Source organism: Sphingobium salicis subsp. salicis (genome assembly GCF_049472635.1).
GTDB classification, from domain to species: domain Bacteria; phylum Pseudomonadota; class Alphaproteobacteria; order Sphingomonadales; family Sphingomonadaceae; genus Sphingobium; species Sphingobium yanoikuyae_A.
In genome coordinates, this window is the sequence record NZ_JAYRCS010000001.1 from 3,468,074 (window position 1) to 3,492,662 (window position 24,589).

Annotated in this window: 21 protein-coding genes and 1 riboswitch; of the genes, 8 read left to right on the forward strand and 13 right to left on the reverse strand. The window is 65.0% G+C overall.

Going from position 1 to position 24,589, the window contains the following annotated elements:
* The 6 genes from VHN57_RS16630 to VHN57_RS16655 form a co-directional block, all read right to left on the reverse strand.
* Positions 1–1,989: a TonB-dependent receptor plug domain-containing protein gene (locus VHN57_RS16630; RefSeq protein WP_278987528.1), complete on the reverse strand. Its 1,989-nt coding sequence runs from the start codon at positions 1,987–1,989 to the stop codon at positions 1–3.
* 190 nt (positions 1,990–2,179) lie between these two features.
* A riboswitch (cobalamin riboswitch) is annotated at positions 2,180–2,424 on the reverse strand.
* A gap of 62 nt (positions 2,425–2,486) precedes the next feature.
* Positions 2,487–3,347: a copper resistance protein B gene (locus VHN57_RS16635; RefSeq protein ID WP_278987529.1), complete on the reverse strand. Its 861-nt coding sequence runs from the start codon at positions 3,345–3,347 to the stop codon at positions 2,487–2,489.
* Positions 3,344–5,083, reverse strand: a complete 1,740-nt coding sequence (locus VHN57_RS16640) for a copper resistance system multicopper oxidase (protein ID WP_423284610.1) — start codon at positions 5,081–5,083, stop codon at positions 3,344–3,346. The genes VHN57_RS16635 and VHN57_RS16640 overlap by 4 nt, the downstream gene beginning before the upstream one ends.
* 6 nt (positions 5,084–5,089) lie before the next feature.
* Positions 5,090–5,665 carry an RNA polymerase sigma factor gene (locus tag VHN57_RS16645; protein WP_278988191.1) on the reverse strand — a complete coding sequence of 192 codons (576 nt, stop codon included), beginning with the start codon at positions 5,663–5,665 and terminating at the stop codon, positions 5,090–5,092.
* Positions 5,662–6,096: a periplasmic heavy metal sensor gene (locus VHN57_RS16650; protein WP_278988193.1), complete on the reverse strand. Its 435-nt coding sequence runs from the start codon at positions 6,094–6,096 to the stop codon at positions 5,662–5,664. Before VHN57_RS16650 ends, VHN57_RS16645 begins: the two co-directional genes overlap by 4 nt.
* 2 nt (positions 6,097–6,098) lie before the next feature.
* A complete protein-coding gene (locus tag VHN57_RS16655; RefSeq protein WP_278988196.1) occupies positions 6,099–6,401 on the reverse strand; it encodes a hypothetical protein in 303 nt (100 codons plus the stop codon).
* 99 nt (positions 6,402–6,500) lie between these two features.
* On the opposite strand from VHN57_RS16655, the gene VHN57_RS16660 reads away from it, so the two are divergent.
* The 3 genes from VHN57_RS16660 (at position 6,501) to VHN57_RS16670 (ending at position 8,110) form a co-directional block, all read left to right on the forward strand.
* Entirely contained in the window at positions 6,501–6,896 is a 396-nt protein-coding gene (locus VHN57_RS16660; RefSeq protein ID WP_278988198.1) for a copper resistance protein CopC, read from the forward strand.
* A 629-nt stretch (positions 6,897–7,525) separates the two neighbouring features.
* A complete protein-coding gene (locus tag VHN57_RS16665) occupies positions 7,526–7,792 on the forward strand; it encodes a hypothetical protein (RefSeq protein ID WP_278988201.1) in 267 nt (88 codons plus the stop codon).
* Positions 7,793–7,912: 120 nt separating this feature from the next.
* Complete coding sequence (locus VHN57_RS16670; RefSeq protein WP_278988204.1) at positions 7,913–8,110, forward strand: hypothetical protein; 198 nt, start codon at positions 7,913–7,915, stop codon at positions 8,108–8,110.
* A 383-nt stretch (positions 8,111–8,493) separates the two neighbouring features.
* Here VHN57_RS16670 and VHN57_RS16675 read toward each other — a convergent pair whose 3' ends face one another.
* Genes VHN57_RS16675 through VHN57_RS16685 form a run of 3 tightly spaced genes read right to left on the reverse strand, consistent with a single transcriptional unit; the run spans position 8,494 to position 10,902 of the window.
* Positions 8,494–9,504 carry an SMP-30/gluconolactonase/LRE family protein gene (locus VHN57_RS16675; RefSeq protein ID WP_423284615.1) on the reverse strand — a complete coding sequence of 337 codons (1,011 nt, stop codon included), beginning with the start codon at positions 9,502–9,504 and terminating at the stop codon, positions 8,494–8,496.
* A complete protein-coding gene (locus tag VHN57_RS16680) occupies positions 9,501–10,604 on the reverse strand; it encodes a Gfo/Idh/MocA family protein (RefSeq protein WP_278988136.1) in 1,104 nt (367 codons plus the stop codon). The genes VHN57_RS16675 and VHN57_RS16680 overlap by 4 nt, the downstream gene beginning before the upstream one ends.
* Before the next feature lie 28 nt (positions 10,605–10,632).
* Entirely contained in the window at positions 10,633–10,902 is a 270-nt protein-coding gene (locus tag VHN57_RS16685) for a helix-turn-helix domain-containing protein (protein WP_278988138.1), read from the reverse strand.
* A 296-nt stretch (positions 10,903–11,198) separates the two neighbouring features.
* On the opposite strand from VHN57_RS16685, the gene VHN57_RS16690 reads away from it, so the two are divergent.
* Together VHN57_RS16690 and VHN57_RS16695 are read left to right on the forward strand one after the other, a co-directional pair.
* A complete protein-coding gene (locus VHN57_RS16690; protein WP_125987538.1) occupies positions 11,199–12,545 on the forward strand; it encodes a GntT/GntP/DsdX family permease in 1,347 nt (448 codons plus the stop codon).
* 84 nt (positions 12,546–12,629) lie between these two features.
* Positions 12,630–13,307 carry a FadR/GntR family transcriptional regulator gene (locus tag VHN57_RS16695; RefSeq protein ID WP_017501752.1) on the forward strand — a complete coding sequence of 226 codons (678 nt, stop codon included), beginning with the start codon at positions 12,630–12,632 and terminating at the stop codon, positions 13,305–13,307.
* A gap of 10 nt (positions 13,308–13,317) precedes the next feature.
* On the opposite strand, the gene VHN57_RS16700 is transcribed toward VHN57_RS16695, so the two are convergent.
* Positions 13,318–14,265, reverse strand: a complete 948-nt coding sequence (locus tag VHN57_RS16700) for a bifunctional helix-turn-helix transcriptional regulator/GNAT family N-acetyltransferase (protein ID WP_278988625.1) — start codon at positions 14,263–14,265, stop codon at positions 13,318–13,320.
* 277 nt (positions 14,266–14,542) lie between these two features.
* On the opposite strand from VHN57_RS16700, the gene VHN57_RS16705 reads away from it, so the two are divergent.
* A complete protein-coding gene (locus VHN57_RS16705) occupies positions 14,543–16,927 on the forward strand; it encodes a glycoside hydrolase family 2 TIM barrel-domain containing protein (protein ID WP_423284619.1) in 2,385 nt (794 codons plus the stop codon).
* Here VHN57_RS16705 and VHN57_RS16710 read toward each other — a convergent pair.
* Positions 16,924–17,127, reverse strand: coding sequence for a hypothetical protein (locus tag VHN57_RS16710; RefSeq protein ID WP_423284621.1), 204 nt, complete (start codon positions 17,125–17,127; stop codon positions 16,924–16,926). The two genes, VHN57_RS16705 and VHN57_RS16710, sit on opposite strands and share 4 nt — an antisense overlap.
* Positions 17,128–17,219: 92 nt before the next feature.
* Entirely contained in the window at positions 17,220–19,727 is a 2,508-nt protein-coding gene (locus VHN57_RS16715; protein ID WP_423284623.1) for a TonB-dependent receptor, read from the reverse strand.
* Between the two features lie 311 nt (positions 19,728–20,038).
* Between VHN57_RS16715 and VHN57_RS16720 the strand changes: the two genes are divergently transcribed.
* Together VHN57_RS16720 and VHN57_RS16725 are read left to right on the forward strand one after the other, a co-directional pair.
* Positions 20,039–20,980 (forward strand): LysR family transcriptional regulator, encoded by a 942-nt coding sequence (locus VHN57_RS16720; protein ID WP_037521147.1) that lies wholly within the window; start codon positions 20,039–20,041, stop codon positions 20,978–20,980.
* 192 nt (positions 20,981–21,172) lie between these two features.
* Positions 21,173–23,137, forward strand: coding sequence for a TonB-dependent receptor domain-containing protein (locus tag VHN57_RS16725; RefSeq protein ID WP_278986448.1), 1,965 nt, complete (start codon positions 21,173–21,175; stop codon positions 23,135–23,137).
* Positions 23,138–23,179: 42 nt separating this feature from the next.
* Here VHN57_RS16725 and hemN read toward each other — a convergent pair whose 3' ends face one another.
* Positions 23,180–24,487, reverse strand: a complete 1,308-nt coding sequence (gene hemN / locus VHN57_RS16730) for an oxygen-independent coproporphyrinogen III oxidase (RefSeq protein ID WP_037521231.1) — start codon at positions 24,485–24,487, stop codon at positions 23,180–23,182.
* Positions 24,488–24,589: the final 102 nt, after the last annotated feature.

Below are 24,589 nucleotides of genomic sequence, written 5' to 3' on the forward strand. Positions count from 1 at the left end.
TCAGAAGCTCAGGCCATAGCTGACCCGCAGCGTGCGCGGCACGCCCCGGTAGAAATAGAGGAAGCGGCTGTTGCTGCCGTCCAATACTCCTGCATCGCTGACCGCCGAGCGATAGCCGGTGGAGGCGTAATCGCGGTCGAACAGATTTTCGACATTGATGCCGAACCGGTTGCGCCGCGCCTGATCCAGCCACAGATGCGCGCCCGCATCGACCACAGCATAATTGCCATAGTTCATCCGGCCAAAGCCCGATGCGGTCGACCAGACATCGCCCACCCAATTGGCCGACAGATTGGCGCCGAAGCGGCTGGCTTCCGGCGCATAGACGATCGCGGCGCGGCCATATTGTTCCGGATTGCGATCGCGCTGCACCGAACTGCCCTGATTGCGGACGCGCGACCAGGTGTAGCTGGCCGACAGGCCCCAGCCACCGGTCAAATTCGCGTTCAGCTCCAGTTCGGCGCCCCTGGCCCGCACCTTGTCGCTGACGTTGATATAGGTGCCTTCCGGAAAGGCCGGATCATCATAGGTGGTGTCGATCAGGTCGGTGATGCGCCGGTTGAACCAGGTCGCCTTCCAGCGGATCGCCCCGCCGGCGAGCGCACCGCCCAGCGCGGCGTTGAGGTTCAGGCTTTCCTCCGGCTTCAGGTTCGGGTTGCCGACTTCGCAACAGGGATCATTGCCATAAAGCTGCGAGGCGTCGGGCAGCACGAAGGAGGTGCCGCCATTGGCCTCCACGAACAGCGCATCGCTGACATCATAGCGACCCGAGACGTTCCAGATCGTCTTTTCCGATCCCTTCGCCTTGTTGTAGCGCAGGCCGGCCGCGATCCGCGCCTTGCTCGACAATTCGTCGTTGGTGCGCAGCTGGAAGATGCCGGCATGGACCTGTTCATCGGTCGGCGCGATCAGCAGGACGTCGTCGCGGCCGTTGAAGCTCTGGAAATCATAGCCGATCAGCGTGTCGATGCCGCGCAGCATGTTGAGCTGCACCACCGCGCTGCCACCATAATCCTGATAGCCCCAGAAGGTGCCGGCAGGGTAGATGACCTGTGGCGGGCCGGCGGGCACGGGATTGCGGATCTGGACATAGGCAGTCTTCCAGTCGTGGAAATAGCCTTTGAGGAAGAATTGCACGCCATCCTCGCCGGTATAGTCGAGCCGCAGGCTGGCCACTTCCTCGTTGCGGTCGTTGCGGCTCTCCTTCGTCCGGGTCGCGCTGATATTGTCGAGATCGGCCTTGGTATGCTGGTAGAGCGCGTTGAGGCGCAGGTCCGGCGCGATATCATATTGATATTTGATGCCCGCCGACCAGAGATCATAGCCGCGCGCGCGATCGGTCGCGCTGGGCTGCATCACGTCATAGGGGCGATAGCCGTCCGACTGGCTGCGATTGGCCCAGACGACGAAGCGATGCTGGCCGATCGCGCCGCGAACATAGCCATCCAGGCTGGTGCCGGCGAAGCTGTCGAGGCTGGCATTGACCTGGCCGCCCAGATCGTCGCTGAAATCGCGGGTGACGACATTGATGACACCGGCCGCCGCCTGGGTGCCATAGAACAGGCTTTCGCCGCCTTTCAGCACCTCGATCCGCTCGATCATGCTGGCGGCCATGGTGTCATTGGGCGACGTGCCGCCATAGAGGCGGTTGTTCAGGCGAATGCCGTCCATCGTCCACAGCACATCCTTGGTGCGCGAACCCTGAAGCGCGATGTCGACATAGCTGAACGGCCCGGACTGCGACCGGATGAACAGGCCCGGCACCGCTTCGAGCGCGCGGGCGGTATCGATCGCGGCAGCATCGCGGATCTGCGTGTCGGTGACGATCTCGATGGCATGGCCATAGCGCGACAGCTGCTGCGGCAGCGTCTCTTCCAGGCTGGTGCCGGTGACGACGATGCTGTCGCCTTCCCCTTCATCGGCGAAAGCCGGCGATGCGATGGCAAGCGAAAGGGCCAGAGCGGCCCGCGAAACGATATTGGACTTCATATATTCCCCCATCCGGCGCCGCGTTCGACGGGCGGGGGCAACCTTCACGAGCGGCACGCGCGCGAACGTCCGACACACGCGCCGGCCGGGCGCCCAAGGGCAACCGACGCGCGTCGTCGCAGCGGCCCCAGCCGCTCGTTCGTCGCTCAGACGGAAGTTACCGTGCCGCGGCCATCCCCTGGACCAAGGCAAGAGCGACCAGACGCCGGCAGGTCTCCTGGCTCACGGGTCATCGCTTGATGCACGGCCTTCCCAGGCCTCGCAGGATTTAGCGTCCGGCCCAGTGGCTGGCGGATCGGTCATTCTGCCGTCCGCACATGTACATCGCGCTCACCGCTTACAGTTGCAGGGACAGCTGCGGATTTGGACGGTCACCCGTCCGCACCGCATTCCCTATTAAGCCCCTTTCGGGACACCGGCGCGATCATGATCCCATGCCGTGCGGCGCGGGATCGGCGGGATCGATAATCGAATATCGGGCGGCCTGCAAGCGCCTCTCAGAACCAGGCGCGCAGGCCGATCACCAGGCTGGTAGCCGACGGCTTGTCGCCGGCGGCACGGGCATAATCCGCCGTATCGCCCAGCTTGCGTTCCCAGTTCACGCCGACATAGGGGGCGAATTCGCGGGCAATTTCGTAGCGCAGCCGCAGCCCCAGCTCGATATCGGACGGGCCGGCGCCGATCCCCAGTTCGGGCACGTCCTGCGCCGCCAGATTGAACTCGGCGGCAGGCTGCAGGATCAGCCGCTGGGTGAGGCGCTGGTCATAGCTCGCCTCCAGCCGCAAATGGGCGTCGCCCCTGGTCGACAGGAAGGCTTCGGCCCCGACCTCGAACCAGTAGGGCGCCAGGCCATCGATGCCGATCACCGCATAGCTGCGGTCCGGCCCTTCGCCGAAATCCTGCCGCACGCCCGCCTGCAGGTTGAACCAGGGGTCGATCGCCCGGCTGTAGAGCGCCTGCAGTTCGGCCCGTTCGAGCGATCCTCCGACCGTCCCCTCGCCTTCGCTCTTGACCGCGAAGCGGTTGATGTCGCCGCCGATCCAGCCTTCGCCTTCCCAGGCATAGCCATCCGCGCCCTTGCCGGCGCGATGTTCCAGCCGATCGAGCATCCATTGCGAATAGGTCATGCCGCCCCCTTCCGCGATCATCGCCGCGCGGGCGCGGGCCATGGCAGCGGGGTCATAGAGCGCGTCGGCGGCATGATCGGTCGGCACCGGCGGGGCCGTGCCCTGTGGGATCGCAGCATCGGTGGTGGGCATACTGTGGCCCATCGCGCCATGGTCCATCTGGCTATGGTCCATGGTCTGGGCCTGCACCGGCGCAGCGGCGGCGAGCAGCAGGAGCGCGATCAGCTTCATGCCGCGTCCTCCCCATGGCGCACCGTCACGACCCGCATCATCCCGGCATGCATGTGCATCAGCATATGGCAGTGGAAGGCCCAGTCGCCCAGCGCATCGGCGGTGAAGTCGAAACTGACCTTGCCGCCCGGCAGCACATTCACCGTATGCTTGCGCGGATTATGCGCCGCCTCGCCGGTCACCAGTTCGAAGAAATGGCCGTGCAGATGGATGGGATGGGGCATCATCGTGTCGTTGATGAGCGTCACACGCACCCGTTCCATATGACGGAAGGCGATCGGCTCCGCCCCCTCCGACAGCTTCACCCCATCGAACGACCACATATATCGTTCCATGTTCGCGGTCAGGTGGATGTCGAGCGATCGGGTCGGGGTGCGCAGGTCCGTGTTCGGCGTCAGCGACCGCAGATCGGCATAGGTCAGCACCCGATGGTCGACATGCTCCAGCCCCGTCGGCCGGTCGGCGGTGCGATCGGCCGGCATCGGCGACAGGGTGGCGACACCCGGCCCCATTTTCACGCTGGGCGCGACCGACTTGTCGCGCATCTTCATGCTGTGGCCGGACATGCTTTCATTGGCCGGCTGGCTGAGGTCGATCACGCCGCCATGGCCCATATCCATGCCGCCCATGTCCATGCCCATATCCTTCATGCCCAGCAGCGGCCGGGCGCGCCGATCGGGCACCGGCGCGACCATGCCGATCTGCGGCGCCAGCGTGGCGCGGACCAGGCCGGACCGGTCGATCGCCTCGGCAATCAGGGCATAGGGCTTCGCCTCGCCGGGCTGGACGATCACGTCATAGGTTTCGGCAATGCCGATCTGGAACTCGTCGGTCTCGACCGGCTGGACATCCTGCCCGTCGCACTGGACCATAGTCATCGGCAGGCCGGGCAGGCGGATATTGAAATTGGTCATTGCCGACGCGTTGATGATGCGCAGCCGGACCCGCTCGCCCGGCGCGAACAGGCCGGTCCAGTTTTCGGCTGTGCCCATGCCGTTCACCAGATAACTGTAGGTGGCGCCGGTGACGTCGGAAATATCGGTCGGGTCCATGCGCATCGCGCCCCAGTCGATCCGGTCCTTGAGGCCCTGATCCTTCCCCGCCAGCAACCCCGCCAGCGTCTGGCGCTGCATGTTATAATAACCGCCCATCTGCTTGAGCCGTTGCAGCAACCTGTGCGGATGAACCGGGCTCCAGTCGGCGAGCAGGATCACATGTTCCCGGTCATAGGCCACCGGATCGGCGCCGGCGGGATCGATGATGATCGGGCCATAAAGGCCCATCGCCTCCTGCATGCCGGAATGGCTGTGATACCAGTAGGTGCCGGCCTGCCGCACCGGGAAGCGATAAGTGAAGGTTTCGCCCGGCGCGATACCGGGGAAGCTGATGCCCGGCACGCCATCCATCTGGAAGGGCAGGATCAGCCCGTGCCAGTGGATCGAACTATCCTCTTTCAGCCGGTTGGTGACGGCGATGTTGACACTCTGCCCCTCGCGCAGGCGGATGAGCGGCGCGGGCGTTCCGCCATTGACGCTGATCGCATGGGCCGATCGGCCGCCGGTCGCAAAATGCCCGTCGCCGATGCCGAGCGCGATCGTCTCGCCCGACAGCGCGCCCTGGGCCGCGCCATGCGTGCCGGTGGCAGCCCAGCCGGGCAAGGCCTGCGCCAGTGCAAGCGCGGCGCCCCCCCGGATCAGGCTGCGGCGGTCGAGAGGGAGGGAGGGCAGATCGATCATGCCCCTCTATACGCGCGCCGCGTCGCTTTCCCTCAACATCTCCTGCAATTGCTTGCGGGCGCGATAGAGGCGGGTTTCCACCGCCTTTTCGGTGACGCCCAATATCTGCGCGACCTCGGCCTGGGTCATGCCCTCGATCCCGCGCAGCAAAACCACCTCGCGCAGCGCCACCGGCAGCGCCGCCACTGCCGCCTCGATCCGGGCGACGCCGCCGCGGGACTGGGCCGCCTGCTCGGGATCGGGCGCGGCGTCCGCGACATGGGCGGCATCCTCGATCGGCCGGGCGAAGCTGAAGAAGCGACGGACCGCACGGCGGCGCGCCCAGTCATGGCATTTGTTGATCGTGATCCGCGCGATCCAGCCGCGAAAGGGCCTGCGTCCATCATAGCGGGCGAGCGAGGCAAAGGCGGCGACGAAGCTTTCCTGCACGATGTCCATTGCCGCGTCGGCATCGCCGACATGGCCACGCGCCAGCCGATAGACGGCATCGCGGTGCCGCCGCATCAGCGCGCCATAGGCCGCCTGCCGCCCGGCCAGCGCCTGCGCCGCCAGCGTGGCATCATCGGGATCGTCGGCTATCACCCGGCAGGCTGGGTCAGCGCCTTGACGACGGCGGCGTCGAACAGCGCGGCCTGATCGGGCCGCAGCACACCGCGCATCGCGAAGATGTGCTTCAATGTTTCCTTCTGCAATTCCCCCATCGCCTGGTGCGACCGGTCGACCGCCTGGGCGACGCGCGGGCCGTAGCCATGTTCGGCGGCGATCGCCGCGGCCAGCCGCTGATTGTCGGCGCGCATTTCCGCGTCGAGCGACGCCTTGCGCTGGGCGAAGGCGGCTTCCAGATCGGCGATGCGCTGTTTCTGGCCGGCGTCCAAGGTCAGCCGATCGTGGAGCAGGGCATGAACTTCATTCTCCACCGGCGGCGCGGGCGTGAGCCAGGTGCGCGCAACCAGCACGGCGGCCAGCGCCGCGGCAAAGGCGACCAGCGCCACCAGCCAATAACGTTTGCCCATGCCTATCGCTCCAGCAGGCGCGAGGGCGCATAGTCGGACATGCCGATCAGCAGCGGGCCGGGCGCCGCCTGCGCCGGCTGTGCGGGCACGCTACTGCCGATCCAGCCGATGCCGATCGCCATCACGCCGGCCAGCATCAGGCTGCGCCGAGCGACGCTGCGTTCGCGGCGGCGGTCCAGCCCCTGCATCACCGCCTCCTCCAGCCCGTCGAAGCGCGCCGCCGCCGGCGCGTCGCGCAGCCCGGCCAGCATGTCATCCAGATCGTCCATCGTTCCGTCCTTCATGTCCTGCCTGACGATACGCATCCGGCCGGCCCATCCCTCGCACAAAATAGCGTGAGGGGTGAGGGATGCGACAGGACAATGCGTATTCCCCTGCAAGACGCGCATTTTCCGGAGACATCTATGCCCCGCCTGCCCCTGTTCAAAAAATCCCTGATCGCCGCAGCCTTTGCCCTCACCGCCCTGTCCGGCGCCGCCTTCGCCAGGCCGCAGCTCGTTGCGGCCAGTCCCGCCGCCAATGCCAGCGTTGCCAAGCTGACCCGGCTGACCCTGGGCTTTTCCGAGGCGCTGCAGGCCGATCATAGCAGCATCACCCTGACCATGACCGGCATGCCGGGCATGGCCGATCATCCGCCAATGCCGATCAAGGGCTTCACCACAGCCGCGGCCGCCGACGGCAAGGGCCTGGTCATCACCCTGCCCCGCGCCCTGCCGACCGGCAGCTATGATCTTCAATGGACGGTGATGGGCAACGATCATCAGCCGGTCAGCGGCACATATAGTTTCAAGGTGCGCTGAAGACAGCGCCCCGCCGGGCCTTGCTGCCGGCGTCGAAGCCCCAAAAACGCCGCTCCCTTGTGCGCGAACTTGACCAGAGGGATGAAAATTGGCGCCCTTTGGCGATGATTCGATCGGATCACCGCCAGACTTTTCAAAGCATTGGCTGCGAAACATTCGGAAGTTTGCGCATGTGCGCGATATGGAATTTGCGCCGGGCCGGAAAAACCGGCGGAAACAGAATGGGTCGACGATATCAAGGAACCGACCGGAAGTTTATATCGGCAAGCCGCTGTAGGACAGAGGGTGTTGAGTAGGGCACCGCCCTATCGCGCCATGCCGGCTAGCGGTATGTGCCCCTTCAAGGACATCCCCTGCCGTTCGCAGAGATCACAAGAAGTGAAATCCCAGTCTTCGCTGGGGTGGCGGAATGGGGTGGCTAAGCGCCAGACTGCTTTCCAGTTCTTCATACCCCTTTCTCCGCGCTCTTCGCGGCTCCGCGTGACTCATTGTTCGCGCGGAGCCGCGAAGAGCGCGGAGGAGAAAGAAGGAAGGGCGGAATTGGGTGGATTGCGGAATGGCTGCTTACGATAGAGAACAGAGACAAGCTGACGCTTGGCACCAGGCGATAGGCGTTTTATGCCCTGCCCATGGCGCAGACCCAACATAGCTTCGTAAACCGCAAGGAAGGCCCGATTTATGTATCGGTCGAACCATGGCCAGAATGCTTTGAGTTGGAGCCGGGCGACAGGCTAACGCTTATATGGGATGCCTCCGAAAATGGGGACGCCATCACCATTGATTTCATCAACGATCAGGAACTCGTCGCCTGGCCGAACGGTGAAACCCATCAAATGCAATATCTCATCAACGGGGAGGAAGCCGAAGATCGAAGCTGGACCTTCAAACATCGATGATTTGCCGTGTCAGAGGCAATTAGGGGTGGTTTGCGAAATGGCGGGTTTTGCGCGAAAAGCTTAGAAAACGGACAAAAACACGGTGGCCCGCGCCTAATTTAGCCAGCAAAGGAATGGCTAGTGCATTATTTTTCTGTGTTTATTATGGTGTGCATGTCCATCGCGGCGGCCGGATATGGACTTTTTTCTCTTGCAGAAGGCAGGATTTATACGGCGGCTGGAACTATTGCCAGAGATGTGCAGCCGATAGGTTTTTACTTGTATGTCGGGATATGTTTTGCACTGGCGGTCGTTCCTTGGATTTTCATTTTTGCTTAGTTCTTCAATCAAATAAACATTGCGTTAGAAGGGAAGCTACTCGGCAAAAACTATTCCGATGAAACGGCAATTTTTTGTCGCTTTCAGAAAGACTTCCTATTCTGCCATCGTCGCTTGAGAAACCAGCGGATAGCCCGTCGAACGACTTCGAATAGCGTTAGCAAGATCAATAGGCTCATGGCCTGACGGTAGTCATGGAATAAATACCATGCCCAAAATACCAAGCCGATAATAAGCAATAAAAGGCCACGCCACATGCTATGCACGATATGTTCGCCATGGAGGCTCGGCAAGCGGAATGTCTGCTGTTGGATGAGCCTTAACGGCTTCTAAAAGGCAACTTCTGGTCGTCAGCCGTCACAGCCCGACATCATCATGGCGCGTTAGCCGCCACGGGCTATCAACGGCACCGCCGCCAGCCGGTCGGCCGATGTCAGGAACAATGTCTTGCCGTCCTCGCCGATGCAGCAATTGGCGATCGCCTTGCCGGTGCGGATCTTGCCGAGCAGCCTGCCGTCGGGCGCGCAGACATGGACGCCGCCGGGGCCGGTGGCAAAGACGGTGCCGTCGGGCGCGGTCTTGATCCCGTCGGGCAGGCCCGGCTCGCCGGCCGCCAGTTCCTTGCCCATGTCACGGAACAGGCGCTGCCCCGTAGGCAGGCCGTCGGCGCCCAGGCTATAGGCCAGCACCTGCGGCCGCTTCTCGTCCGACAGCGCCAGATACAGCGTGCGGCCGTCGGGCGAGAGCGTCACGCCATTGGGCCGGCGATGGCTGCCGTCGATCAGCGTCACCATGCCGTCGGGCGTCAGCCGGTAGAGGCCGTTGAAGCCGATCTCGCGCAGCGATGACGTGTCGCCATCGGTCAGGCCATAGGGCGGGTCGCTGAAATAGATGCTGCCATCGGCCGCGATGGTCAGGTCATTGGGGCTGTTGAAGCGCTTGCCCTGATAGCGGTCGGCGAGGATGGTCCGCGCCTTTGTCTTGAGGTCTACGCGCACGATCGCGCGCGTGCCGCTGTCGGCGCCGACCAGATGGCCGTCCCTGTCGATCGCGATGCCGTTGAGGCCGGCTTCGCGTATCTCCTTGGGGATCGCCGTCTGCAGGCCCGAGGGCGAGAGGAAGGGCGACACGCCATCCTTGCGGGTCCAGCGATAGACGATGTTGGACGGCGGATCGCCGAACAGCAAGGCGTCGATCGGCGCAGCCCAGGTCGGCCCCTCGGCCCAGCGATAGCCCTGCGCCAATATTGCCACCTGCGCGCCGGGCGCGATGATGCGGTCGAGCGCCGGGTCGATCCGGTCGATCCGCGCGGCCGGCAGGTCGGCAGCATGTGCGAAGGCGTGGGTGAGCGGAAGGGCGGCCATCCCGGCCAGCAGGGTGCGACGATCGATCATGCGGGCAGGCTAACCGAACGATGCTCCGCCGCCGAGCGATAGATCGCCTCGATCACGCGCAGGTCGGCCAGCCCCTCCTCGCCCGCGACGATCGGCGCGGTGCCGTTCGCGATACATTCGGGCAGATGGTCGAGCTGGGCGGCAAACTGGTTCTTTGCCGGCGCCGGCAGGCTGCGCGGCGCGGTCACGCCATCCTTGCGGATCATCATCGTCTGGCCGCTATATTGGGTCGCGGGTTCCATATCGATCCAGCCCTGGGTGCCGATCACCCGATAGCCATTATGGGCCGAGCTGTAGCTCGACACGCAATTGGCGATGATGCCCGACGGAAAGCGCAGCATGAAGTTTATCCGGTCCTCGACGGTGACAAAGCGCGGATCGCTGCGGTCGGTGCTGGCGATGGCGCTCACCTCCACCGGCTCCTCGCCGGTCAGGTAGCGCGCGGCGTTCAGGCTGTAGATGCCGATGTCCATCATCGATCCCCCGCCCGACAGGGGACGGTCGAGCCGCCATTGCCCCGCCTTGATCGGGAAGCCATGTTCGGCGGTGATGATCCGCGTCGGCCCGACATGGCCGCCGCGCGCCAACTCAATCGCCAGCCTGTTATAAGGCTCGAAGCGCGAGCGATAGCCGATCATCAGCTTGCGCCCGGCCTTGGCGCAGGCGGCGATCATCGCCTGGCATTCGGCCACCGACACCGCCATCGGCTTCTCGCACATCACATGCTTGCCGGCCTGCGCGGCGCGGATGCTGTACTCGGCATGCAGGCTGTTGGGCAGGACGATATAGACGATGTCGATATCGGGATTGTCGCGGATGCGGTCGAACTCGGCATAGCTGTAGCGATGCGTCTTGGGGATGCCGTATTGGTCGCCATATTGCGCCAGCTTGGCCGGTGTGCCACTGACCAGCGCGACCAGCTTCGCATGGTCGCAGCCGGCGAAATTGGGCATGATCTGCTGCGTCGCATAATAGCCCAGGCCGACAATGGCATAGCCCAGCTTGCGCTGTGGCGCGGCGCAGGCGGTCGTGCTGCCCATGCCGGCCAGCACCAGCCCGGCGCCGATGCCCCCCATCAACTCCCGTCGCGATCGATCCATGCGGCGTCTCCCGCCAAGAGGGTGGTGTTCAGTCCGCGGCGCGGCTCAGCGCCGAGCGCATCCAGCCGAAATGGCTGGCGGCGATGGCGACCTGGGTACGGTTGCGGACGTTGAGCTTGCGCATCAGCGCGGTCATATGGACCTTCACCGTCGCCTCGGCCATGCCCAGCTCATAGGCGATCTGCTTGTTGAGCAGGCCGGAGTGGACGCAGCGCATCACCTTCATCTGGGTTGGCGTGAGATGTGGGGCTTCGGGGACCATCTGGTCCTGGCGATCGAGAATATGCAGATCCTGCATCCTGCCTCTCCCTCTGATTGATCCGCGTTGGGGCCTGGACCGGCCCAAGGATTCGTTAGCGCTAACGATACTGGAATCAGTCAGACAGGTTCAAGCGAAAATTTGCAATATTCGGGAAATAACCTAGCGCATGGCCGAAATGCGGCTATAACCTGTCTAACAGATTTTCGGGATTCGCCCTGCGAATGACCGGCTACGCATAGGAAAGAGAGGGTGGGGATGGCGTTACCATATCGTCGATCGGTGCCATGTGGCCGGGCGTTCAGCCAGGGCGGACTACAGGGAGGCATTGGCCGATGACCCCCGCCGATTATCGCCTGCTGATCGCCGCCGTCATCGGCATTGCCCTCTCCATCGCGCTCATCATCCGCGGCCGGCTCCATCCCTTTGTCGGCCTGCTCTGCGGTGCCTTCACCGTCGGCCTGATCGCCGGCCTGCCGATGGAGGAAACCGCCAAGGCGGTCGAAAAGGGCGCGGGCACCATATTGGGCGGCACCGGCCTGGTTGTCGCGCTGGGCCTGGGCCTCGGCGCGATGCTGCAACTGTCGGATGGCGCCGGCGGCCTTGCCCGCTCGGCGCTGCGCATCTCCGGCGTGAAGGGTGCGCCCTGGGCCAGCCTGTTCACCGCCATCGTCATCGGCCTGCCGCTCTTCTTCGAGACTGGCCTCGTCCTGCTGCTGCCGATCGTCGCCTCCGCCGCCGCCGCGCTGCCGGCCGGACAGAATGGCGACACCGCCAAGCTCAAGCTGATGCTGCCCGCGCTGTCGGGCCTGTCGGTGGTCCATGCGCTGGTGCCGCCGCATCCGGGACCGCTGCTCGCGGTCAACGCGCTCGGCGCCAATCTCGGCCTCACCCTTCTTTATGGCCTGATCGTCGGCATCCCGACCGCGATCATCGCCGGCCCCGTGCTGGCCCGCTTCACCGCCCCCGGCGTGAAATTGAACCCGCCCTTGCTCGATCCGGTCAAGGTCGATGTCGCCACCCCCTCGGTCGGTCGCGCGCTCGCGGCCGTGCTGCTGCCGGTGGTGCTGATCGCCGCGGGACAGGCGGTGGCGCTACTACCTGCGTCGGTCGCGCCGCATTTCCACTGGCTCGGCTGGGTCAGCGATCCGGTGGTCGCGCTGCTGATTGCGGTGCTGGTGGCGCTGCCTTTGCTGTTCGGCCGCCGCATCACCGATGCCAAGATCCAGAACGCGATCTGGACCGAGGCGATGATCCCGGCCGGCGGCATCATCCTGGCGATCGGCGCGGGCGGGGCGCTCAAGCAGGTGCTGGTGACGGCGGGCCTTTCCGACCTGCTGGTCCGCTTTGCCGCTGGCGGCGCGATCTCGCCGATCCTGCTCGCCTGGGGCGTGTCGGTCTGCATCCGCCTGGCCACCGGTTCGGCCACCGTAGCCACCATCACCACCGCCGGCGTGATGCAGGGGCTGGTCGCGGCATCGGGCGTGGAGCCGGAATGGATGGTGCTGGCTATCGGCGCGGGCTCGCTCTTCTTCTCCCACGTCAATGATCCCGGCTTCTGGCTGGTCAAATCCTATCTCGGCACCGACATGCCGGGCACGTTCAAGACCTGGTCGATCATGGAAACCGTGGTCGCGGTGGTCGGCCTGCTGCTGGTGCTTGTCGCCAGCAGCATCTTCTGACCGGAGCGCTGCTGACGCTTGTCGTCGGCAGCCTCTCATGACTAGGAGGCACAGGATGTTGCCCAGCGATCCACAGGTGCGCCGATGAACCAGGCCCGATTGTCCGACCATGCCTATGCCGGCATCGTCGAGATCATCAACGACCAGGATCTGGCGGTCGGCGATCGCCTGCCGTCGGAAGCGGCGCTGGCGGAACGGTTCGGCGTCTCCCGCGCGATCGTGCGCGAGGCGCTGGTCCGCCTCGCCTCGGACGGCATTACCGAGGCGCGCCGGGGTGCCGGCTCCTTCGTGAAAAGCCGCCCGTCGCAGCGGCTCGCCGCCTTCATGCCGGCAACCGAACTGCCCGCGACGCTTGGCAGCTACGAGGTCCGCTTCGTGCTGGAGGCGGAGGCTGCACGCCTTGCCGCCACCCGCCGCAGCCCGATCGAAATGGCGCATGTCGAGGAAGGGATGGAGATGCTGCGCACCGCCCTGCTGTCGAGCGAGCCGGCCCATGCCGAGGATATGGAACTGCACCGCCGCATTGCCGAGGCGACCGGCAACCCGGCCTTCCTGATCGCCTTCGACGCGCTCCATGCCGATGTCGACAAGGTGATGCGCGCCGGCGTCGACATCAGCCGATCGCGCCCGCCCGAGGTGATCGCGACCATGCTGCGCGAACATGAACAGATCGTCGCCGCCATCCGCGCCCAGGACGCCGAAGGCGCGGCCCTCGCGATGCGCTGGCATTTGTGGGAAGGGCGGCGACGGCTGATGCCGTGAGGGTGGTCCATCAAGGCGTGGGATAGCGCATGGCGACATCGCACCGTTCATAGCGCGCGCCATAGCGGGCCATGATTTCGGCATCATGGCGAAAGCCCAGCTTTTCATAAAGATGGATCGCGGCCAAGCAGCGGCTGTTGGTGAGAAGATAGAAGGGACTACCGTCCATCGTTCGCGCCCGTTCGATCAGTGCCGACAGCAGGAACTCCCCCGCCTTCAATCCGCGGGCATTGGCCCGCACCCCCATCTTGGTCAGTTCAAGCCCGCCGTCGCCCGATGGCTGCAATGCGCCCGTGCCGACAATACCCAGTCCGCGCGCTTCGACGAACAGGATCGTGCCACCGGCGTCGATGATGCGTTCGCGGGGATTGTCCAGCACCGCCCGGTCTGCCGCTTCGAGATGAAACATGCCGTTGATCCATTCGGCGTTGATGGCGGCAAAATGATGGGCCAGATCATCGCTATATTCACAGATCGTCAGCACCGGCCGGTTTGACTGGGCTGCCAGCATGTCGAGCGGGGTTTCTGCAAGCGCCGTTTCCAGCGCGATGATCTGGGCCATGAAGGCGTCAGCCCCCTGGCCCAGCAGCGTGCGCACGGCATCCTCGACCGGCGGCCATACATGGACCCTGGCACGTGCCAACACCGCCACTCCTTCGGGTGTCAGCGAAATGGTCCTTTGCCGCTGATCCTCACCCTGTTCGGATCGGACAAGGCCCAGGTCCACCAACTGACCGATCGCGCGGGTAACGCCGGGCTGGCTGACGCCGATCGCCTGCACCAACTGGCCGACCGTGCGCGCTTCGCCGTCGAGTGCCGCCAGAAAGGCCATGTGCGCGGGTTGCACCGGCAGGCCGGCATCCGCCGTAACGCGCGCGGCACCGGCCTGCATCCGTTCGCCCAACCGCTTTAGCCGGCTACCCAGAAAGCCGATGCCGCCTTCGCGAATCACGTCCATCGCAGTATTTCCATAACTTGATATATATCGCGTTATGCATTTTTATCCACAGCGTCAATCGTGAGGCGGCTCGAATGATCCGCCGCAGTCCAGCGCCCGCTCGTCGCCGTTCCATCTTGCGGGATGGCCCGCCCCAGCAAGGCCAGCAAAGCCGCTTGGCATCGGCCCGCCACTCCTGTAGCCATATACCCACATAGGGCGCCATAGCGCCACATAGTGGACATATTCTGGAGAGGGGGCCGATATGGCGACGGGACGGACCGCACGGATGCGCAGGATGATCGGGCGGAGTGCCGCCGGCCTGGCGCTGGCGCTATTGATCGCCCTGCCCGCGCCCACCTTTGCCCAGCCGACCGGCGCGCAGAATTTCGATGCAGGCTGGCGCTTCCATCAGGGCGATGTCGCGACCGCGGAACAGCCCGGCTTTGCCGATGCAGACTGGCAGCCGGTCGACCTGCCGCATGACTGGGCGATCGCCGGGCCGTTCGACGAACATGCGCCCGCGACCGGATCGGGCGGCTTCCTGCCCACCGGCGTCGCCTGGTATCGCAAGCATTTCACCCTGCCGCCCGCCAGCGCCGGCCAGCGCGTCTTCGTCGAGTTCGACGGCGTGATGGAACGGTCGGGCGTGTGGATCAACGGCCAGCATGTCGGCCATCGGCCAAGCGGCTATGCCAGCTTCCGCTACGAGATCACCCAGCATCTGAAACCCGCCGGACAGGAGAATGTGCTGGCGGTGCGTGCCGACACCTCCGCCCAGCCCGCCTCGCGCTGGTATGCGGGCGGCGGCATATATCGCCATGTCCGCATCCTCACCCTGGGCGATGTCCATGCCGAAACCTGGGGCAGTAGCGTGCGGGTGGCGAAGCTGGACGCGAAGAGCGCGGAACTGACCATCGGCAGCAGCGTGATGAACCAGGGCAGTGCCCCGGTCGAGGCGCGGCTGGAGGCGGTGATCGAGGGGCCGGACGGCCGCAGCATCGCGACCTTCACCGGCCAGAGCATCAGCCTGCCCGCCGGTCGCGCGACCCAGATGGATGTCACCGGCACGCTGGCCGATCCGCGCCGCTGGGACATTGGCGACCCGGCGATGCACCAGGCGCTGCTGCGCGTGCGCGCGACCGACGGGCGGCTGCTCTATGAGGAACGCGTCCCCTTCGGCATTCGCGACGCCCGGTTCGAGGCGGCGAGCGGTTTCTGGCTGAATGGCCGCAACATCAAGCTGAAGGGCGTGGCGATCCACGCCGATGGCGGGCCGTTCGGAATGGCGGTGCCGCTGGCCGTCTATGAACGGCGGCTCAAGGGACTGATGGCGCTGGGCGTCAATGCGGTGCGCACCGCCCATCATCCCTTCTCGCCCGAATTTCTCGACCTGTGCGACCGGCTCGGCCTGATCGTCATGAACGAGGGCTTCGACATGTGGACGGTGGCGAAGAACCCGCAGGATTATCATCTCTATTTCACCGACTGGTCGTCGATCGACGCGCGCGATTTCGTGCGGCGCGATCGCAATCATCCCAGCATCGTCATCTGGTCGATCGGCAACGAGATTCACGACACGCCCTATCCGCTGGTGGCGCAGTCGATCATCACCCGCCTGCAGGACATCTTCCATGCCGAGGATCCGACCCGGCCGGTGACGATGGCGTTGTTCCGCCCCAACACCACCCATGATTATGACAATGGCACCGCCGACCTGCTGGACGTGGTGGGCCAGAATTATCGCGAGAATGAACTGGCCAAGGCGCATGCCGACAAGCCCAGCCGCAAGATCATCGGCACGGAGAACAGCAAGAACCGGTCAAGCTGGCTCGTGGTGCGCGACGACCCGGCCTATGCCGGTATGTTCCTGTGGACCGGCGTCGATTATCTGGGCGAGGCGGACCGGGCCGGCTGGCCGGCGATCAGCAACCCGTCGGGGCTGGTCGACCGGGTCGACGGGGTGAAGCCGATCGGCTGGGAACGGGCGAGCTGGTGGTCGGAGAAACCGGTGGTGAAGCTGGCCCGGCGCGTGACCGAAGTGATCGACATCAGCGAAATGCCGACCATGGTCGGCATCGCCCTGCCCCAGCCCAAGGGGCCGGGGGCGCTGGCCGACTGGTCGCCCGACAATCGCGCCGCGCACAAGGAAAAGGTCGAGGTCTACAGCAATAGCGACGAGGTCGAGCTGTTCCTCAACGGCCGGTCGCTGGGGCGCAAGCCGCGCAACGCGGACGACAGCGCGATCACATGGGACGTCGACTATGCGCCGGGCGAGTTGCGCGCGGTCGGCTATCGCGGCGGCGCAAAGGTGGCGGAGGACATGCTGCGCAGCGCCGGCACGCCCGCCGCGATCCGGCTGGTGCCCGAGGCCAAGGCGGTCGGCGGCGACTTCGACGATGTCGTCGCGGTGCGGGCCGAAGTGGTGGATGCGAAGGGTGTGCTGGTGCCCGGCGCCACGCCGCTGCTCAGCGCGACGGTGTCGGGGCCGGGCCGCGTCGTCGCCTTCGACAATGGCAGCGTCACCGACCATACCGCCTTTGCCTCGCCACAGCGCGCGGCGGTGGGCGGCAAGGCCGTCGCCTTCCTGCGCGGCACCGGCAAGCCCGGCGCGATCACGCTACAGGTCAGCGCACCGGGGCTGAAACCCGGCCGCATCAGCGTGCAGGGCGAGAAGGATTAGGCCGATCGTCGCCCGGTCGCGTCGATGCAGGGGACCGCGCCGCTGGACAGCGACAGGGCGCGAACCTTGTAGCGCAGCGCCAGTTCATTGTGCGCAGCAATCACGCACACCGCGTCGCCGCGCGCACGGGCTTCGTCGGCTTTGCGCGTTTCGTCGCGCGACCGGCTAAACAGATAGGCAGCATCCGTGATCACGTCCATCGAACCGACTCCGCTTGATTGCCATGCAACCTATCAGCCGCCGGAAGCGCCGTCCTAGACATGGATCAATTTTCGCAGTCGCCGGTGTCCGTTCATCCGCCGAAGCGGAAGCGCAGGCGCGCGCCATACATTTGCGGCTCGCCCAGCGTCGCCGTCTCGAAATTGACGCTGGGCGAACCCAGCCCGGCGATGAAGCTGTAATATTTTTCCCTGGTCACATTGGTCATGAACAGGCTGAGGTCGATGGGCGCGCCGGCGATATTGTTCCAGCTGGCGTTGAGGTTCAGCAGATCGAGCGGCGCCAGCGTGCTGAGCGCGGTGATCGACGGATCGGGATTGGTGCGGTCGGTATAGTTGACCAGCATCGAGGACCGATGGGTGAAGGTCGCGCCGAAGGAGATGCGGCCGATCTTCTCCTCGTCCAGCGGCAGGGTGTAGGTGCCGCTGACCGTGAATTTGTGGCGCGGCGACAGCACTTCGGGATCGCCGGGCTGGAACGGCGCGGCCAGGATATAATTGGGGTCGTTGAAGCTGGAGAAATCGGGCACCGATTTGATCTTGGTGCGCAGATAGGTGTAGCCGCCGGTCAGCGCCAGTCCCTGGAACGGGGTGAGCGAGGCATCGGCCTCCAGCCCCCATATCTCCGACTTGCCGGCATTGACCGGCGCGGCGGTGGACGCCTGCCCCGACAGCGGCCGCGCATTGAAGCCGACCTGCAATTGCTGGTTGGAAAAATCATTATAGAAGCCGGCCAGGTTGAAGGTGCCGCGCAGCGCCCCGCCAAAGCTGGTCTTGAGACCCAGCTCATAGCTGTCCACCTTCTCCGGCTCGACGATGTTGAGCGGCGCGGTGATATTGGGGACGATCGTGCCGGCGCGATAGCCGCGCGCATATTTGGCGTAGAGCAATATGTCCTGGGTCGGGTTGTAATCGAGATCGACCAGCCAGGTCGGCTTTTCCGACGACTGATAATAATGCGACACGCAATTGGTCGCCGCCGCCTGCGGATTGGTGCAGCGATAGGCCGCGGCCGGATTGAAGGCACCATATTGCGGCGGATAGGCGACGATATAGGTGCGCTGGTCGCTGACATTGCGCGAATGATCCCAGGTGTAGCGGAAACCACCCGTCAGTTTCAGCTGATCGGTCAGCGCATAGGTCGCCTGCGCATAAAGGCCGACATTGTGGAAATTGGTGCGCCCCGCCGTGTAATTGACGGTGCCGGCATGGATCGGCTTGGCGAACGCCGGAATGGTCGGATCGAGATTGGACAGGAAGCCCAGCGGATCGGTGCATTGCAGCGTGGCGGAATCGGTGCAGGACGCCAGGAAAGGCGACTGACTGCCGCTCATGCCCAGCGGTTCGCTGACCTCCAGATAGGCCCCTGCCTGCCAGTTGAGCCGGCCATCGCCCGAGCGCCCCTGCAATTGCAGCTCCTCGGTAAAGGTCGACTGGTTGGCGGTATAGCCGCCCGGAATCGACGTCACCGTGGTGAAGGGCAGATGATAGCTGCCCAGCGCGGCGAGGAAGGGATTGATCGCGGCGAAATCGACGACGAAATCGGTGCCGAACAGCGGCGCATTCATGCGCTGCTTCAACTGGGCATAGCTGACGATATTCTTGACCGTCAGCGTGTCGCTCGCCTGCCAGCTTGTGGTGTTGATCATCTGCCACTGCTCGGTCTTGGAATAGGGGTCTTCCAGGGACTGCATGACGTCATAGAAACCGCTGCCCTGGCGGAGCAACTGGCCATAGGCGAGCTGGCCCAGCCCCTCCGGCGCGGCCGCAACCAGCTTCTGGATCGGGCCGTTATTGCTGGAATCGCTGTAGGACAGAATGGTGTAGTTTTCGAGATCGGGGGTCAGATCGACGACCAGGCTGGCGCGCAGCGCGATATAATCGACATCGCCGAACCGATCGGGACCGATGCCGCTGCCGTTGCGCATATAACCGTCGCGCTTCTGCCGGTCGACCCCGATGCGCATCCGCGCCCGGTCGCCGAGCGGCGCGTTGACCACCGCCTGACCGCGCCACATGTCATAATTGCCCACCGATCCTTCGACATAGCCGGAAAATTCGTCGGTCGGCTTCTGCGGCACCAGCAGGATCGCGCCGCCGGTGGTGTTGCGGCCGAACAGGGTGCCCTGTGGCCCCTTCAATATCTGGACATTCTGGAGGTCGAAAAAGGCACCCGGCCCGGCGCCATCGCCCGAGGGCAGGCCGTTGGAGGCGCCGCGCGGCGCGACCACATCGGCGAAATAGACACCGACCGAGGGCGCGGTGCCGATATCCTGGGCAAAGCCACGGATGGCGAAACTGCTATTCTCGCTGCCGAAATTGCCATTGGCGGACAGCGAGGGGGTATAGGCGGCCAGATCCTGCGCATTGACGACATTGCGGTTGGCCAGTTCTTCCTGATCGAACACGGTGATCGAGATCGGCACGTCCTGCAGCCGTTCCTCGGTCCGACGGGCGGTGACGATGATGTCCTGGGTCACACTGGCCCTGTCCTGCGCCCTATCCTGCGCCTGGGCCTGGACCGGCAGGGTAGGCAGAGTCGCGCAGGCGCAGAAAAGCAACGTCCGGAAACGGCGTGTCATGGCATCCTCCCATCCAGACCGCGCGGCCCTTATATGCTGGATCGACCGTCACGGCGTCGAGCGCCGCACAGACGGCGCCCATCCCTTTCATCATCGTCGCAGCTGTTGCCCCGGACACAATGATTGCAGGCGCACAGGCTTTTGATCGACGAAGATGTGATACATGTTGTTTCATAAATCCGGAGGAAGGGGCCTGTCAATCGGCGCCGATCGCGCCGCGCAACAGTCCGGAAATGCAACGGGACTGGACCCTGACCACCCCTGAAGTTAAGAATGGTCCGCATTATCCTTAAGGAACGGACCGGTCTCTCTTGCTTGGCGGCGTGCATTTCGATCTCAACAGCCTGGTGATACTGGGGCTGTTGCTGCGCACGAAAAGCGTCACCCGCACGGCGCAGCAACTGGGCGTCAGCCAGCCGTCGGTCAGCCGGTCGCTGGCGCAGTTGCGCAGCCTGCTGGGAGACCCCCTGCTGGTGCGCACTGCCGGCGGCATGGAACTGACCCGGCGGGCGGAGGAACTGGCGCCGTCCTTGCAGGACTGGCTGGCGACGACCGCCGGCCTGCTGGAACCGCCCCGTTTCGATCCAGCGACGCTCGATCGCCGATTCCGCGTCGCATCGACCGATTTCGGCGTCGCCGCCGTGGTCGCGCCGACCCTGCCGCATATCGGGCGCGCGGCGCCGCTGGCGGCGATCGACATCGTGCCTTTGACCGGCGACATGGTGGCGCGGCTGACCGCGGGCGAGATCGACCTCATCATCAGCGGACTCGATCCCGATCCGGCCCAGACCTATGAGCGTTTCCTGTTCACCGAAACGTTCAGCTGCGTCGTCGATCGCCATCACAAGCTGGCGGCGCATCCGACCGACCGGTCCCTGTCGGTCGAGGATTTCCTGTCCTGCCCGCATATCAGCTTCGTCGTCAGCGACAGCGGCTTCGACCGGATCGAACTGCGCCTGGGCGATCTGGCGCCGCGCCGGCGGGTGATCGCCCGCCTGCCCTATTTCCAGGCGGCACCGCACATGATCCGGGGATCGGACGCGCTGATGACGCTGCCGACGCGCGCGGCCGAGGCAATCGCCCGGACCCATGACCTGGCCTGCCTGCCCGCGCCGGACCTGGTCGGCACCTTCGGCTATCGGCTGCTATGGAACGAACGGTCGCATCGCGACCCGGCCATCGCCTGGCTGTGCGACATGTTCGCCGACCATTGCGGCAGCGACGCAGCCCTGCCCCATAGCAAGGCCGCATAAGCCTTATCCGATATCGATATTTGGCGCCGCCCCGCGCTTCTGGCAACGGCCACTTGCAATTGACAATCGATCGCAAATGAACCCGCCATGATATTCGTTCCACCGATCGGGCCCGGCCCGCACCACTGATTTCCGGCACCCGTCCGGCCGGGTGGCTGGCGGGTGCCCGTCTATCCAGAACAGGGGATTTCCATGCCATCCATCCATTTGCTGCGGGCGACCGCGGCCCTTGTCGCGCTGACCAGCGCACAGCAGGCGCTGGCGGCCGAGGCCGACCAGGATTCCAACCAGATCGTCGTCACCGCCGCCGGCCGCGAACAGGAGGTCCGCGACGCGCCAGCCTCGATCAGCGTCATCACCCGCGAGACGCTGGACGCCATGCCCTATCGCGAAGTGACCGATGCGCTGATGGAAATCCCCGGCGTCACCGTCACGCCGGGCGAAGGCAATAGCCGCGACATCTCGATCCGCGGCATGGCGCCGCAATATACGCTGATCCTGGTCGACGGTAAGCGGCTGTCGTCGCGCGAATCCCGCACCAATGGCGGCAATGTCAGCGAAGGTGGCCTGCTGCCGCCGCTCGAAGCGATCGAGCGCATCGAGGTGGTGCGTGGCCCCATGTCCTCGCTCTACGGATCGGACGCGATGGGCGGCGTCGTCAACATCATCACCCGCCGCATCAGCGACCATTGGCGCGGCAGCGCACGCGTCAACGGCACGATGCAGCTGGCGGACAATTTCGGCAATTATACCGACGGCAATTTCTATCTGTCCGGCCCCGTCACCGACGGCATCGGCCTGCAATTGCAGGGATCGATGAACCGGCGCGAGGGCGACACGGAAATCGGCGGCACGCCCGAGCGGCATGATGACAGCCTGGCCGGCAAGCTGGGCTTCAACCTCAGCGCCAACCACCAGATCCTGCTGGAGGGCGGCTATTATCGGCAGAAGGTGATCGAGGTTGCCGGCGAGACGACCGAGACATCGGCGACCGCGCCGCTCGGCACCGAAACCACCCAGACCCAGAAGCGCAAGGTCGCATCGATCAGCCATAGCGGCCAATGGGGCTTCGCCAGTTCCGAATCCTATCTGCAATATGAGGATGCCGAACATGTCGAGGCGCAGAAGCGGATCAAGAACACGGTCGGCCAAAGCCTGTGGGTGATCCCGCTGCCGTCCAACACGCTGACCGTCGGCGGCTTTTATCGCTATGAGGATCTGTCGGACCTGACCGGCAACCTTTTGTCGGGATCGACCACCACCGGCACCACCCGCACCAGCTGGGCGCTGTTTGCCGAAAATGAGCTGAAGCTGCTCGACGGACTGGCGCTGACCGGCGGCATCCGCATGGACCATGACGAACAATATGGCGTCCACTGGACCCCGCGCGTCTATGCGGTGTGGAACATCACCCCGTCCCTGACGCTGAAGGGCGGTTATTCGCAGGGCTTCCGCGCGCCGAGCCTGCGCCAGACGATTCCCGACTGGGGCCAGACCAGCCGTGGCGGCACCATCTATGGCAATCCCGACCTAGAAGCCGAAACCTCCCGCACGATCGAGGCTGCCCTGCTCTTCTCGCGGAATGGCTTCAACGCCAGCGTCACTGCCTATGACACCCGCTTCAACGACAAGATCACGCGCGTGACCTGCGAAGTGGCGGGGGCCTGGTGCGTCGATGAACCGCTCAGCTCGATCGGCCGTCCTCCCACGACCTATGTCAATGTCGACAAGGCGCGGGTGCGCGGCGTCGAAGTCTCGGTCGACGTGCCGCTGACCCACACGCTGCGGCTCAACGCCACCGGCACGCTGACGGATTCGGAACAGCTGAGCGGCGCCAATATCGGCGCGGCACTCAACGACACGCCCAAGCAGCAGGCCAGCGCCTCGCTCAACTGGCGCCCGGATAAGCGCTTCTCCGCCTTCGTGCGCGCCGTCTATCGCGGCGAGGAAGCCGTCACCGAGGCGCAGATCAGCGGCAATAATATCGTGTCGCCCGACTATACGGTGGTGGACATGGGCGCATCCTACAAGATCACGCCCGCCTTCACCGTCCATGCCGGGGTGCAGAACCTGTTCGACAAGCGCCTCAACTATGACACGGCGGGCTATCTGATCGACCCGGCCCGTGTCTGGATGGGCGTGGGCGTGCGCTTCTGATCCGACGTGCGATCGCCGGCCCGGCGAGGTCCGGGCCGGCGATCAGACCGCGACGCTGAAGCGCGTTTCGGCCGGACGCAGATAGGCATCGAAACAGGCGGCGATGGACCGGGCGTAGGGTGCCGCACCGGGCTGCAGCAGCAACTCGCCACCCTCCCGCCGGAGCAGGCCGATCCGCTCGAACCGGTCGAGCAGCGCCGGCTCGGCAAGGTCGCCACAGGCCGCCCGACCATCGCACAGCAGTCGTTCGATCAACGCGCCCCGCCGCTGGTCGTCGGCACTGCGCCGCACCCCACGGGCCGCAGGCAGCCGATGGTCCGACAAGGCCTCGCGATAGGCGCCGGCATTCTTCTCATTCTGAACGATCAGGTCCGGAAACTGGCTGATCGCGCTCGCGCCCATGCCGATCAGCGCATCGCTGTCATCCTCGGTAAAGCCTTGGAAATTGCGGCGCAGCCTTCCTGATGCAGCAGCCACCGCCAGCGGATCGTCGGGCAGCGCGAAATGATCGAAGCCGATCGCCTGATATCCGGCCGCCGTCAGCATCGCATGGCCGAGCTTCGCCATCGCAAAGCGCTGTTCGACACCCGGCAATTCGGTCGCGTCGATCCGCCGCTGGCGCGGCAGCAGGCGCGGCATATGGGCATAGCCGAACAGCGCAATGCGCGAGGGGGACAGGCGAATGCTGTCCTCCAGCGTCTGCGCCAGATCCGCCTCGCTCTGCCCCGGCAGGCCATACATCAGGTCGAAACCCACCTGGATGCGCGCACGGGCCAACGCACCGACGGCCATCGCCACCGTCTCGGCCGGCTGCACCCGGCCGATCCGCTGCTGCACATGGGTGGCAAAGGTCTGCACCCCCAGATTGACGCGCGTCACCCCGACCTTGGCCATGGCGTCGATCCAGGCCCGGTCGATCCGGCGTGGGTCCAGTTCCACCGCCATCGCCGCCGCGCTGGCGTCGAAGCAGAGCAGCAACTGATGATTGAGCCGGACCCAGTCGATCAGCGGCAGAGAATTGGGACTGCCGCCGCCAAAGGCGACATGGGTGACGCGCCCCCGTCCGCCGAGCCGCGCAGAAACCAGCGCCATTTCCCGCTCCAGCGCATCGACATAGGCGGACAGGCGCCGGGGCCGGGTCGCCGCCCCGGTATTGCACCCGCAATACCAGCAAATGTCATGGCAATAGGGGATATGGACATAGAGCGACAGGCGCGCGTCCGCCGGCATCGCGTCCAGCCGCTGCGCCATGTCGGCCGCGCCGACATCCTCGCCAAACTGGGCGGCGGTCGGATAGCTGGTGTAGCGCGGCACCGGCGCGGCGAGCAGGTCGGGATGATAGCGGAACATGGCGTCCCGCCTGCCATGGCGCCCGATGCCGAACATTGCGCAGGATCAAATCGCCGATTGCGCCGCATCAAGGAAGGCCGCCCCGATCGGGAGCAGAGCGCC